General features: G+C 45.6%; 12 protein-coding genes. 6 read left to right on the forward strand and 6 right to left on the reverse strand.

The annotated features are described in order from the left end of the window. The first annotated feature begins 50 nt into the window (after window positions 1-50). Together yjjG and R7O13_RS00390 are read left to right on the forward strand one after the other, a co-directional pair. Window positions 51-725, forward strand: coding sequence for a pyrimidine 5'-nucleotidase (gene yjjG / locus R7O13_RS00385; RefSeq protein ID WP_005374109.1), 675 nt, complete (start codon window positions 51-53; stop codon window positions 723-725). Between the two features lie 51 nt (window positions 726-776). Then, window positions 777-1,316, forward strand: a complete 540-nt coding sequence (locus R7O13_RS00390; protein ID WP_318302681.1) for an NUDIX hydrolase — start codon at window positions 777-779, stop codon at window positions 1,314-1,316. A 79-nt stretch (window positions 1,317-1,395) separates the two neighbouring features. Here the strand turns inward: R7O13_RS00390 and R7O13_RS00395 are convergent, their stop codons facing one another. The 4 genes from R7O13_RS00395 to R7O13_RS00410 all read right to left on the reverse strand — a co-directional run bounded on the left by R7O13_RS00395 (window position 1,396) and on the right by R7O13_RS00410 (window position 4,623). Beyond that, entirely contained in the window at window positions 1,396-1,830 is a 435-nt protein-coding gene (locus R7O13_RS00395; RefSeq protein WP_005480927.1) for a hypothetical protein, read from the reverse strand. 20 nt (window positions 1,831-1,850) lie between these two features. Next, a complete protein-coding gene (locus R7O13_RS00400) occupies window positions 1,851-2,402 on the reverse strand; it encodes a YtfJ family protein (RefSeq protein WP_086587199.1) in 552 nt (183 codons plus the stop codon). A gap of 79 nt (window positions 2,403-2,481) precedes the next feature. Continuing rightward, window positions 2,482-3,201 carry a carbonic anhydrase gene (locus R7O13_RS00405; protein ID WP_213963613.1) on the reverse strand — a complete coding sequence of 240 codons (720 nt, stop codon included), beginning with the start codon at window positions 3,199-3,201 and terminating at the stop codon, window positions 2,482-2,484. A 78-nt stretch (window positions 3,202-3,279) separates the two neighbouring features. Further along, window positions 3,280-4,623, reverse strand: a complete 1,344-nt coding sequence (locus R7O13_RS00410; RefSeq protein WP_318302686.1) for an OmpP1/FadL family transporter — start codon at window positions 4,621-4,623, stop codon at window positions 3,280-3,282. A gap of 770 nt (window positions 4,624-5,393) precedes the next feature. On the opposite strand from R7O13_RS00410, the gene R7O13_RS00415 reads away from it, so the two are divergent. The 3 genes from R7O13_RS00415 to R7O13_RS00425 are packed head-to-tail and all read left to right on the forward strand — an operon-like array spanning window position 5,394 to window position 9,926. Beyond that, window positions 5,394-6,569 carry an efflux RND transporter periplasmic adaptor subunit gene (locus R7O13_RS00415; RefSeq protein WP_318302688.1) on the forward strand — a complete coding sequence of 392 codons (1,176 nt, stop codon included), beginning with the start codon at window positions 5,394-5,396 and terminating at the stop codon, window positions 6,567-6,569. Between the two features lies 1 nt (window position 6,570). Next, window positions 6,571-8,535, forward strand: coding sequence for a MacB family efflux pump subunit (locus R7O13_RS00420; protein ID WP_318302690.1), 1,965 nt, complete (start codon window positions 6,571-6,573; stop codon window positions 8,533-8,535). 32 nt (window positions 8,536-8,567) lie between these two features. Then, window positions 8,568-9,926 (forward strand): efflux transporter outer membrane subunit, encoded by a 1,359-nt coding sequence (locus R7O13_RS00425; RefSeq protein WP_318302691.1) that lies wholly within the window; start codon window positions 8,568-8,570, stop codon window positions 9,924-9,926. 96 nt (window positions 9,927-10,022) lie between these two features. On the opposite strand, the gene R7O13_RS00430 is transcribed toward R7O13_RS00425, so the two are convergent. Further along, entirely contained in the window at window positions 10,023-10,565 is a 543-nt protein-coding gene (locus R7O13_RS00430; RefSeq protein WP_005374097.1) for a carboxymuconolactone decarboxylase family protein, read from the reverse strand. 111 nt (window positions 10,566-10,676) lie between these two features. On the opposite strand from R7O13_RS00430, the gene R7O13_RS00435 reads away from it, so the two are divergent. Then, window positions 10,677-11,279, forward strand: coding sequence for a TetR/AcrR family transcriptional regulator (locus tag R7O13_RS00435; protein WP_318302693.1), 603 nt, complete (start codon window positions 10,677-10,679; stop codon window positions 11,277-11,279). Between the two features lie 151 nt (window positions 11,280-11,430). On the opposite strand, the gene R7O13_RS00440 is transcribed toward R7O13_RS00435, so the two are convergent. Continuing rightward, on the reverse strand, window positions 11,431-12,687 hold the full coding sequence (locus tag R7O13_RS00440; RefSeq protein ID WP_017819748.1) for a type 2 secretion system lipase: 1,257 nt from the start codon (window positions 12,685-12,687) through the stop codon (window positions 11,431-11,433). Between the last annotated feature and the right edge of the window lie 190 nt (window positions 12,688-12,877).

Here is a 12,877-nt window from a genome sequence, read left to right on the forward strand (position 1 = left end):
CAATCTAGACTATGCACCAGTATTACGACCTTGATTTTGGGAAGAAGAAAATGAAGTACGATTGGATCCTGTTTGACGCTGACGAAACCTTATTCCACTTTGATGCTTTCAAAGGTTTGCAGCTTATGTTTTCTCGCAAAGGCGTAGATTTTACTGAACAAGATTTTGCTCATTACCAAACCGTAAACAAACCGCTTTGGGTGGATTACCAAGACGGCAAAGTAACGGCAGATGAGCTAAAACATAAGCGTTTTACCGAGTGGGCTGAGAAGTTGAATACCACAACAGCAGATCTCAACAGTGCATTTTTAGAAGCAATGGCCGATATTTGCAGCTTGTTGCCAGGTGCAAAAGAGCTGATGGAAGCGCTGCAAGGCAAAGCTAAAATGGGCATTATCACCAACGGTTTTACAGAGTTGCAAGCAATTCGCCTTGAGCGCACAGGGATGACTGAGTACTTCGATAAAGTGGTGATCTCTGAACAAGTGGGCGTAGCAAAACCGGACTTAGGTATTTTTGAATACGCGATGCAGCAAATGGGCAACCCATGCAAAACGCGCGTACTGATGGTGGGTGACAACCTGCATTCCGATATTCTGGGTGGTAATAATTTTGGTATTGAAACTTGCTGGTTAAATACCACAGGCGCAAGCGTCGATGAGCGTATCGCACCAAATTATACCGTTGAGTCTTTGAGTGAACTAAAGAACATTTTGGTGGCGTAACTGAATCGGGTATTATTCCGCAGTAACCCTCGGAAAAATCAAGGAATAACCATGTCAGACATCAAACAGCTAGACAGCAAAGTCGTTTACCAGAATAAGTGGATGACGGTGCGTGAGGACAAAATTTTACGTCCGAGCGGCGCAGAGGGCATCTATGGTGTGGTCGACAAACCTGATTGTGCTGCGATTCTGGCTATCGATAACGGGATGATTCACTTGGTTCAGCAGTACCGTTACACCGTAGGTCAACGTTGTTGGGAGATCCCACAAGGGGCGTGGGAATCAAACCCAGATGCGGATCATCTTGAGCTTGCCAAAGGCGAGCTGCGTGAAGAAACGGGCATGCAGGCGAGCGCCATGGCGTATGTCGGCGCGCAGTTTATCGCATACGGCTTTTTGAATCAGACATGTCACGTCTACTTCGCCAGTGATTTAACGGACGTGGGCAATCAACTCGACAGTGAAGAAGAGGATTTGATCACTCGCGCTTTTTCTGTTGAGGAGTTCGAACAGATGATGATCGACGGCACGATCAAAGATTGTGTCACCATCGCCGTTTATGGTTTGGCGAAGCTGAAGAAATTCATTTAGTTATCCATGACGATTTTTTAATGAAAACAGCGGCCTAGTGCCGCTGTTTTTAGTTTGGGTGAGCTCGTTGAGCCATCGCTTACTCGTCGATTTTCTTACCTAAGATTTCCACTTGCGCTTTTTTGGTCACCCCCGCGACTTGCAGCGCAGTGCTGCCAACCGATTCATAGTTCAACTCGATCTTGTCTAATTTCGCGTTATCTTTTGTTGGTAGGCTTAAACTTCTTGATGACATGCCTTTAGTCAGAACACCTAAACTGTCGAACGTCTTTTCCTGACCATCTTTCATGATTACTTTAACGCTTTTCAGATCGACCGTACCTTGCGTACATTTGATTTTGATGTGGCTAAAACGAGCGTTAGCAAATGGGGACAGTGGATTGACTGTGTCGGTTTCCGATTTAAAACTGACGGTCTTATCTGCAATCTTATCCCAATCGTTGTCTCCTGCAACCGATTGGAAAGAGGCTACAGCCGCTAAAAGACAGAGTGCGATGGTGTTGAACAGTTTCATAGCTTTTCCTTACCTTAGGTTTAGATATTCTGTTTAATCAGTTCGATGACGTGTGTGACTTCGTCTTGAGTTAAAGCCCCTTCTTTCACGAATAAAATTTCGCCTTGTTTATTTTGTACGATAATCGCAGAACTTTCTTGCTGCAGATCCCAAGTTGTTGCTAATACGCCATTTTTGTCTAACACCATGGAAGACCAAGAGAATGTCTTTTTGCTGTCCTCTGCCGACGATTTTACAAATGTACCGGTTCCCCAAATGGCGTCTTCTTGGTTGATTACGGTTGTGGTCTGATACTGATCTTCAGGAAAGTGAGCGGCAGTGATTGCTGACATCAGCGGCGCGTTCATCTCTTTAGCTTTACTACGACCTGCAATGGCTTGTATCACACGGACTTTGCCTAACATCTGCTGAGTTGCCCAAGGTTGATAAGCCACATCGTCTCCTTGCAGCGTCATTTCGCCATAGGTATCAATGCTGACGGAAGGGGTGGTTTGACCGACAGAAAGGTTATGAGAGAAGGCGAGTGTCGGGGCGAGTGCGAGTAAGAGTGACAGAATAGATGGAGTTTTCATTGGGGGTTCCTGTAACGAAATGAGGTTAGAGCGAATCAAAATAAGGGGCAGATACGATGCCCCTTATCGGATGTGGCGTTTAGTTAGAAAGTACAACGCGCGCATTTAGCGGTTGCAGCGGACGATTGTTTTGTCCCATGACTTCCATCAGTTTCGCGGCTTGATCTTTGGATAAGGTTTGAGTGTCTTTAAGCACAAACCAGCGCACACCTTCTGAACATGGTGGTGTGGTTAAAGAGCCGTTAAATCGATAGTAGTTTGCAGTTTTTGGCAGTAAGTCGTTAATCTCAAACGTATCTTTAAAGAACGTGGTTTGATTCTCTTGTGGGATTGCGTTGATCAGTTTAGACAGCGCTGCGTTTTGATCGCCAGCATTAAACATCACCGAAATTACCGCCAACTCGCCGTATGCGTTGGCGTGTACAAAGTGCGCTTCAAGTGGATATTGGCGGCCTTTGATTTGGTTTTCTGAAGGTGTGTGGAAATGGAACTGTTGCAGCTCGAACGTCTCGCCATCGATGGTGAAGCTATTACGTCCGTTCACTTGCGCTTGCAGCGTATGACCATTGTTGGTTAAACCAATGACCTGACCAGTGTACGAAAGGTTCAGTGCTTCCAGTTTTGCATCGGCTGGGTTGTCGATGTTGATTGGGCTTTGGTTTTTCGTGGTTGCGCAGTCTTTGGCGATTTCTCCCCAGTGCTCTGGCCCGTGTTTGTCATTACCATAGCCCCATTCTGAAGCCTGAGCCGCGCCTAGAGTGAGAAGTGAGAGTGAAAAAGCAAGTAGTGTTTTGTTCATAATAATGTCTCTGTTCGGTCGCTTCGATAAGCGTTGTTACAAGGCAATGACCTAGAGGTTTGATCACTGCCTGACAAATTAGAAACGGTGGCTGAGTTGGGCACCAATTAGGAACGCATTTGAATGGGTCACGCCCGTCACCATCGGTGCAGGAACACCTTCATACGCGTATTCTTCTACGTTGACATCTTCACCAATCAAGTACGTCATACCGATGTCAACCGTGGTATCTGATGACCATTGGTAAGAGGCACCCGCAGATAACCAGTGACGGTTCGAATCTGGGATAGAAAGCGAAGTCAGCTCATCGACAGGTGTTTTGTCGAACATGTAACCCGTGCGAAGTGTCCAACGTTCATTGGCGTACCAAGTCGCACCGATGGAGTAGTGCGCGGAGTCTTGCCACTGAAAATCTTTTAGCAACTGATCATCAGCTTTCAAGCTGTCAAATGCTGACCAACCAATCCACTGCACAGAATAGTGCAGGGCAAATTTAGGTAAGACGCGGTGATAACCGGAAAACTCCGCAATATCCGGTAGCGGCATAGCAAGCGAGTCGTACGATTCGCCAGCAAAGTGGATGTCGCCCTTGGCATCTATGTTAGGGCTGTGCTTGTAGCTTAAACCTAAGCGATGACGTTCGTTAAACTCGTACATCATGCCAATGTTCGCGCCAAGCCCAATGCCGCCAGCTTCCACATCAAGTGCGTTGCCTTTTACGGATCCACAGCGTTGTTCTAGTTCGTTTCCAAGTATGTTCCCACCAACGCAAACACCCACGTCCATATCGCGGTACAGCTCACCAGAGCCGTAAATCACATCAATACCACCACCGATACTAAAACGGTCGTTCACCTTGTATGCCAAGCTTGCGCCAAGGTTGACACTCGCTACGCTGGTGACACCGCCAAAAACAGGTGCGCCATAGTTTGGTTTAAACTCCATGTCGGTTCCGAAGTTGGAATATGCCGATAAGCCTAGATACCAGTCGTCGTTGATAGGGTGAATAAAGTAAAAATTGGGTACAACGGCTGGTTGACCAACGCCATCGACGTCATCAATGTCGGTCACGGTTTGAGAGAAGGACGGGGTAATGTCAGCTTGAGGGGACGGAGGAAAACCACCCATACCAACATTGACATCCGCATTAATATTAGCTCGATGATATTGCGCATTTTTAACGGTAACGTCAGGTTTGACGTAAGTGACACCGAACGATAAGGCATTTTGTTTAAACAGCGTCATCGCTGCGGCGTTGCGGCTGACTACAGACGCATTATCACCAATGACGGCATCACCAGCAAAAGCACGACCAAGACCCGTCGCCGAATGTTCGTTAATTTGAAAACCACCGGCATACGCCGTCGATGAGGCTAAACCGATTAATAAATAAATCGGTGAAAGAGTGAATTGTCGCTGCATGTTTTTTCTCATGAATTAATTAGAGGTTGTATTGCAACGAAAATCAGTGAAATAAACAAATCTGACCAGTATATTTAGGAGTAAAACTAACAGTATGTTGACAACAAATAAATTTAACTTAATAAATATTTATTGATGAATTTATTAATGGTTCATGTCGTGAATGTGGTGATTATTTTATGTGTAAATTAAATCCTGAACCTCTATTTTTATTTTTGCGGTATTACTTCTCTATTTTTATTGTACTGACTGTTCCCTAACAAATAGAGGGAAATCCAGCGATAAAGTGTCCGTGATGGAAACTCTGAGTCATTTGTATTTCCATTGCATCCCAACGTTGGTAGTTCGAATCAGCAAGAGAACTATCGTTTAAAACCACATGACACACTCCTCTCGGTCTTACCTGTGTTATGTGGGTATTTTTTATTTAACTTGCCACTTAACTCCTCTTTAAATTCAATCATCAAAATGACCATAATGAAATTTAAATGGATGGCATATTGAATAAGCTTAGATTTTACTGGTTTGTTGGTATTTAAAAGTTTTGTTTATAATACTTATAACTTGAATTTCTATATTAAAAATGATCTTTGTTATATTTATTGAATGATAAAGTTTTGAAGTGACTATAATATTTCGGATTTTTCACGTTAGTGAAGTTATTCCTTCAGTATCTTGACGTTAATTTACCTATCTTTACGTCTCGTACCCTGTACGGCTAAGACAAATAGCAGTATAAAATCAAAACGATTATTTACTTCACTCCTGCTATGAAACTCAATAAAAAATGGCTCGTTTTGTGTGGCCTACTTGCTATTGGTGCTGGTGGTTATCATTATCTGCAACGTCCAGAACCCATTTCTCCTTACGCGACAGAAGTCGTTCGCAAAGGCAATATCGAAAAGGCGGTATTAGCCAACGGCATGTTGCAAGCGTCCAAATTGGTGAATGTAGGTGCGCAAGTATCTGGGCAAATTCAACGCCTCGCTGTGAACTTAGGGGATGAGGTCAAACAGGGAGATTTGATTGCACAGATTGACAGCCTGACTCAGCAAAACAGCCTCAAAGAAGCCCAAGCATCTCTTAATAGTCTCAACGCTCAGTACCAGGCTAAGCAAGCGCAGATTAAACAAGCAAACTATGAATACGTGCGTCAAAAAGGCATGTTGGCAGCGAAAGCGAGCTCACGAGCTGATTACGAGAATGCCGAAGCGACGCTCGCCATCTACAAAGCCGAGTTAGCGCAACTGGATGCCGAAATCGAGAAAGCCAAAATCAACGTCGACAATGCGCAGTTAGATCTCGGTTACACCACCATCAACGCACCGATGGATGGCACGGTGGTTTACACCGCGGTGGAAGAAGGACAAACCGTAAACGCCAATCAAACCACGCCAACTATTATCGAGTTAGCCAAGTTAGATACGATGACGGTGAAAGCCGAAATTTCGGAAGCCGATGTGATTTTTGTTCACCCAGGCCAAACGGCGCTGTTCACCATTTTAGGCAAACCGAATCAGCAGTTTAAAGGCTCGTTGCGCGCCATTGAGCCGGGGCCAACCATCATGGATGGCGATGATAGCGATCTGAGCATTTCAGATAGCGACGCCATTTACTACAACGCTGTATTTGATGTGAAGAACCCGCAAGGTATTTTGCGCATCGGCATGACTGCGCAAGTTTCGATTGTCCTTGAGCAATCGGAAAATACCTTGATTGTCCCTTCACAAGTGCTGCAAAAATCTGGCGGCAAAGGCAACTATACCGTGCCAGTGCTTGAACAGGGCCAAGTGGTGAAAAAGCCCGTGACAGTGGGTATTAACAACAAAGTGAACGCAGAAATTCTCTCAGGTTTGAAGGAGGACGACCAAGTTGTTCTTGGCAATGCTATGGATGGAGAATCATCAAGCCGAGGTGATCGTCGTCGACCTCCAATGAGGTTCTAAGATGAGTGACGTGCTTTTAAAAGTTGAGGATTTAACTCGACGTTTTGTCTCTGGCGACGAGTCGCTTACTGTGTTGAACCACATTAATTTAGAGATAAAACGCGGTGAAATGGTCGCGATCGTGGGTGCATCAGGCTCAGGTAAATCGACGCTGATGAATGTGCTCGGCTGCTTGGATAAACCGTCCAGTGGTCGATACTTCATTAATGGGCAAGATGTCTCGACGTTGGAATCCGACCAACTGGCGGAACTGCGCCGCGAGTATTTTGGCTTTATATTCCAGCGTTACCATTTGCTGGGGGACTTAACCGCGGTGGCAAACGTGGAAGTACCTGCGGTTTACGCGGGAGTTCCTCATCGTCAAAGAACGGAGCGAGCGCAGTCGTTATTGGCTCGCTTGGGGCTGGAAGATCGTTTGACTCACAAGCCCAGCCAACTGAGTGGTGGCCAGCAACAGCGCGTGAGTGTTGCTCGTGCACTGATGAACGGTGGTGAGGTGATTCTTGCTGATGAGCCCACTGGCGCATTAGACAGTCACAGTGGGCAAGAGATGATGGCACTGCTTAAAGAGTTGCATCAACTTGGGCATACGATCATCTTAGTGACTCATGATATGAACGTGGCGAACTTTGCGGATCGCATCATTGAAATCAAAGATGGTGAAATCATTGCAGATACGCCAAATGCACAAGTTGTAATTAATGAGCAAGCAGAAAAGACACCGAGCGCATCTTTTCATCGCCCAGCGCAAGCCGCCAGTAAGTGGTGGAAGTGGGACAGTTTTATTGACGCGCTCAAAATGGCGCTGCTGGCGATGTCTAGCAACAGAATGCGCACGTTTTTGACCATGCTCGGCATCATTATTGGTATAGCTTCGGTGGTTTCCGTGGTGGCACTAGGTAATGGTTCACAACAGCAAATTTTGTCGAATATTTCATCCATGGGAACAAACACCATTGATGTCAGGCCGGGCAAAGGGTTTGGTGACCGCCGCTCCGGACGAGTGAAAACGCTAACCGCCGACGATGCTAAATCGTTGGAGAGTCTACCTTTTGTCGACAGTGTCACGCCGTCTTTATCCAACAGCTTAACCGTGCGTTACGCCAATCAGGATGCAACCGCGTCTGTGGAAGGGGTTGGGGAAGATTATTTTCGTGTGCGCGGTTATGAGATCGCCAAAGGTCAGTTTTGGGATGAAGAGAGCGTGAACTCACTCGCCCAAGAAGCAGTGATTGATGACAACACCAGAAAGGAAATGTTTGCGGATAGAAATCCGATTGGTGAAGTGATTTTTCTTGGTTCATTGCCAGTGCGTATTGTGGGTGTCACGCAGAAAAAAGAAGACGCGTTTGGCAACAGCGACGCGCTGAAAATTTGGGTGCCATACACCACCATGTCGGGACGAATGATGGGACAACGCTACCTCAACGGCATTACTGTACGGATTGATGAGCACGCCCCAAGCGCAGCGGTAGAACAGAGCATCATCAACTTGTTAAAAATGCGCCACGGTACAGAAGATTTCTTCACAATTAACACTGACACCATTCGTCAGAGCATCGAGAAAACCACCGCCACCATGACGTTACTGATCTCAGCGATTGCGGTGATCTCCCTAATTGTCGGCGGAATTGGCGTAATGAACATCATGTTGGTGTCGGTGACAGAGCGCACGAAAGAGATCGGTGTGCGAATGGCTGTGGGTGCGCGGCAAGCGGATATTTTGCGTCAGTTTTTGATTGAAGCGGTACTAGTGTGTTTGTGTGGTGGCATTGCTGGTATTGGCTTGGCGTTTTTGATGGGTTTTGCATTCAGTACATCTGGTAGCAGCTTCCAAATGATTTACTCGATGAACTCGATCATCTGGGCGTTTATTTGCTCAACGTTGATTGGCATCGCCTTCGGCTTTTTACCCGCTCGCAATGCCGCCAAACTCGATCCGATAGAAGCGCTAGCGAGAGACTAAAAATGAGTAACACAATGAAATTCTAGACTCGATTGGTCGCGGCTGCCTTAAGCGCAGTGTGGTTGTCAGGTTGTGGTTCGCTTATGCGTAGCGACTATCAAGCTCCTGAGGTGCAAGTGCCTGCAAATTGGCAACAGATGCATGTTGCGGATGATGTCAGTATGGATCCTTGGTGGTTGGCGTTTAACGACCCAACGCTTAATCAATACATTACTCAGGTGTTGGCTCAAAACAACGATTTGACGCTGGCAACGCTAACGCTAAAGAAAGCGCGTTTACAGCTGGGTTTAGCGCAAGATGACCTTTTCCCTACGTTGAGTTCTTCCACATCAGGACAAGTTCAAAAATCTCTTGATAGCGGGGAATCGGCAGATAGCTACAGCACTAACTTGTCCGTCAATTACGAGTTGGATTTGTGGGGAAAAATCTCGGCAGACGTTGACCAAGCCAAGTGGACGGCGATGGCAAGTCAACAAGATCGCGAGGCGACCGCACAAAGTTTGGTGGCAACGACGGCATCGTTATATTGGCAAATCGGCTATCTAAAACAGCGCTTAAACCTCAGTCAGCGTAATGTGGAAGACGCAGCTCAAACGCTACAATTGATTGAAAAACAGTACCAACTTGGCGCTGTGGATCAGTTAGATGTGCTTGAAGCCAAACGTACGCTGGCAAGCTTACAAGCGCAGCAAAGTGAGTTTGAACAGAGTTTACTTGAGGCAAACAACGCCTTTGCGATTTTGTTCAATCAACCGCCGAAGAGCATCAGTGCAAACATCCAAATGCTGCCTGAAGGCGATATGCCATCGTTGAGTGTTGGTGCTCCGTCTGATTTATTGATCCGCAGACCCGACATTAAAGCAGCGATTTATGAAGTCAAAGCCGCGCTAGCAAATAAAGACGCAGCAGATTTGGACTACTTGCCCAAGCTGACGCTCACTGGGGCTTTGGGTGGATCGTCACAAGCGCTCAAAGACCTGCTTTCCAACCCGATTGGCAGTTTAGGTGCGGATATGACGTTGCCGTTTTTGCAGTGGAATGAGATGAAAAATAGCCAAGCCATTGCCGATTTAGACTATCAATCGGCTATTGTGAGTTATCGCCAAGTGTTGTACGCCGCATTCCAAGATGTCGAAAATGCCTTGTCAGCACGCGAAAAATTGAAGTATCAGGCGGCGCGTTTACAAGAGCAATATGATGCCGCAAGTGCCGCTGAGTCCATTTATGCTGCGCGGTATCAGTATGGCTCGACGTCGATCATGGACTATTTGAATGCACAAGAAGACACCAGAAACGCGCAAGCTTCTTTGTTGGAAAACCGCTACAACCAGTTTCTCACTCAGGTTACGCTTTACCAGTCTTTAGGGGGAACCGACGTTGCGCCGTTGTAATTAGGGGTCAGCACACACTAGCGAAGCGCCATGCAACAAAGCTTTTTTTGAAGGTATTACTGGTCCCATGAATGGGACCAGTAATAAAAGCTTAAGTTACTTGGCGAACTTCTTGAAAGGTGCATCAACCGGGGTGTCAGCTAGGTGATTGGTGTAGTTACTCATCACTTTTTGCGCTAGACCAAGAACAATTTCAAGCAATTGCTGCTGTCCGTAACCCGCCGCAAAGAATTTCTCTATCTGAGACTCTTCAACTACACCACGTTGGCGCACCATTTGAAGCGTTGTCTCTCGTAGTGTTTCAAGTTTTTCGTCTGCCAATGGTGTTTGGTTGACGAGAGCATCGACAATCTCCTGATCCACTTTCATTGACGCCGCGATCGCACTATGAGCAGGAACGCAGTAGTGACAACCATGTTCAACGTTGATGGTTTGCCATACGACGGTCAATTCTTCTGCGTTAAATGATGTTTGTTGAAAGAGCTCATGCACAACTTGATAACCCTCAAGCAAGGTTGGCGCTTCAGCCATAACAGCATGAAGATTTGGTAGCATGCCAAACGCTTTGACTGAATTTTCAATCAGGTGCTTTGATCCTTCGGGTGCGTTTTCTGCGGTATACAGTTTAAATTCTGCCATGTTTAAATCTCCTGTAGTTGGATATGAGCGAATTGGGCAAGAACAGGATAGTTGATTTTGAGCGGTCGCTCAATATAAAATTGAGCATATGTTCAAAATTGATAATTGCTCATGGCGAATACAAAGAAATTCCAACGTGATGAAGTGGTGAAAGCCGCCTCGGATCTATTCTGGAAGAAAGGTTTTCATGCAACATCTACACGTGATTTACAAGATAGCGTTAATCTGCGTCCTGGAAGTATTTATGCGACGTTTGGGTCAAAAGAGGGGCTATATTGTGAAGCGCTAAAAATGTACGTTGCGAACTTACAAGCCCTGTTTGAGTTGCATTTAGCTCAGAACACAACGGTTCTAGATGCAATAGAAGCTTTCGCGATTGATGTGGTTATCAATCAGCGAGACTCCAATCCCAGTGAAGTGTGCATGTTAGTCAAATCAGCAAGTGAATTTGCTGAGGATTTTAATGCGCTGCGCAATCAAACAAACAGCTTAGCAAACCAATTTGAATCTTTTCTTGCAAAGCTGTTTGAGCGAGCAATCGAGAATGGCGAAATTGAAGCTCAGGATACATTGGTTCTTGCTCAGTTGTTCCAGGTTCAGTTTACGGGTATACGAGCCTACTCATACCGCAGTGATGATGAAACCTTAAAGACGTTGATCTCTATTATGGTGAACAGCTTCCGCGGTAACGTACCAAAACAGAACGCTGAATGAGACTGCTCAAAGTCAACGTCTCTAAATCAACGGCTTGAAGTAAGCGAGCTCAAATAAACCCGTTATCGGGGGTCGATATCGATAAAAAATGACCACGAAGCATCGTGGTCATTTTTATGCAGATTAACTTGCAATGAACAACAACGGCTTATTAAAAGCGAAACTCTTCTAAGTTATTGCTGCTTTCTAACATTTTTTCAGCCACATAACGATGCGTTGCTGTGGTTGGGTGAGTCACATCCCAGAACACGAACTTATCTGCGCCAGATGCTGCACATTCAGAACGTAATGAGTGAGTGTACATGTAGTCAACAGAGGATGAACGGTTGATGTCTAAGCAAGGGTCGCTTGCATTTACGAAACCGTGTTCTTCTGGTGCCGAGGTTAACTTCTCAAACAGTGCGTGTGTATCAAACAATGCGATGTTGTAGCCTTGGGCTTTGTAGTACATCGCTTGTGCTTTGATGAACTCGTTCATCTTCAATACTTTCGCACGAATCGTTTCAATTTCTTCCTGTGTTGAGTATTTGAACTGTGGTGCTTTGGTTGCATCTGGCAGTGTCATCAACATGAAGTTCTTCGCGCCAGCGTCTGTTAAACGAATCAGAGCTTCAGCGTAATCCGCTTTTACTTCCGGCACGCTACGGTTGTAGTTCATGAAATCATTTAAACCAAACTCTAACGTAAACAATGTGTTAGCAGGGTTGTAGTTCTTCGCCAGCTTTGTGTAGGTTAAGTAAGAAGAAACTTGTTCGCCGACACCAGTTAGCGCGATGTATTGGTTTTCACCTGCTGCGCCACCAACTGCCCAGTTGTATAGCGGTAAGTTTTTGGCTTTAGCAACGTATTCCGTCCAAACAAAACCGTTTGAGAAGTGACCCAAGAACCAGCTATTAGGGTTAGGGAAGCGCCATTGGGACGCGTTAAAGATGTTGCCTGTATCAGACAAGCTATCGCCTAAAGCCACTACTTTGTTTATCTGATCTGGTTGCATTGCAGCATCATTGCTCCAGATCGTGTGGTTATAAGAATAACGATTGTCGGCAGCAAAAAATGTAATGTCTGCGTTCTCGTTCGCTAGATCTAGTGTTTCTTCACAACGCTGACGAATTACGTTTTGTGAGGTATTGGTGTAGAACATGTTTTTAAATGAAACAGAGCTCCACCAATAACCATCGATAGTGAAGTCACTACCATCTTGGTTTTTTGCCCATTTCCAATCGGTAGCCGCATCGTCCTTAGAGTGGCTCGTACGATACCAGCATCGAACGTACGTATAAGTTTGATTTTCTTGCGCGCTAACCACTTCAGCCGCAGAAACCATTGCCGGTGATAAAGTTGGCTCCTCTGCAATGGCGGAGGCAAGCGGAAGTAATGCAGTTAATAGTGTGATTGTTTTTTTCATCATTCACTCTTCTTGTAATGGTTATTGTTCCGAATGCGTGAATACGCTCGGCTATAACAGTATTTAGATGAGAATTTTTCTCACTAAACCTTCTAATTCTGAGTAAATGCTCAAGACAGTCAACAACTAAATATTCAATATTTCAGTTTTGGCACCACGGTCAAAAAATCCATTCAGCATAGCAATCGATTAA

Source organism: Vibrio sp. Y176, from assembly GCF_033438945.1.

Bases quoted from the DNA above. Each gene is read 5' to 3' on its own strand.
- yjjG (WP_005374109.1), top strand. From the start codon at position 51: ATGAAGTACGATTGGATCCTGTTTGACGCTGACGAAACCTTATTCCAC.
- R7O13_RS00390 (WP_318302681.1), top strand. From the start codon at position 777: ATGTCAGACATCAAACAGCTAGACAGCAAAGTCGTTTACCAGAATAAG.
- R7O13_RS00395 (WP_005480927.1), bottom strand. From the start codon at position 1,830: ATGAAACTGTTCAACACCATCGCACTCTGTCTTTTAGCGGCTGTAGCC.
- R7O13_RS00400 (WP_086587199.1), bottom strand. From the start codon at position 2,402: ATGAAAACTCCATCTATTCTGTCACTCTTACTCGCACTCGCCCCGACA.
- R7O13_RS00405 (WP_213963613.1), bottom strand. From the start codon at position 3,201: ATGAACAAAACACTACTTGCTTTTTCACTCTCACTTCTCACTCTAGGC.
- R7O13_RS00410 (WP_318302686.1), bottom strand. From the start codon at position 4,623: ATGCAGCGACAATTCACTCTTTCACCGATTTATTTATTAATCGGTTTA.
- R7O13_RS00415 (WP_318302688.1), top strand. From the start codon at position 5,394: ATGAAACTCAATAAAAAATGGCTCGTTTTGTGTGGCCTACTTGCTATT.
- R7O13_RS00420 (WP_318302690.1), top strand. From the start codon at position 6,571: ATGAGTGACGTGCTTTTAAAAGTTGAGGATTTAACTCGACGTTTTGTC.
- R7O13_RS00430 (WP_005374097.1), bottom strand. From the start codon at position 10,565: ATGGCAGAATTTAAACTGTATACCGCAGAAAACGCACCCGAAGGATCA.
- R7O13_RS00435 (WP_318302693.1), top strand. From the start codon at position 10,677: ATGGCGAATACAAAGAAATTCCAACGTGATGAAGTGGTGAAAGCCGCC.
- R7O13_RS00440 (WP_017819748.1), bottom strand. From the start codon at position 12,687: ATGATGAAAAAAACAATCACACTATTAACTGCATTACTTCCGCTTGCC.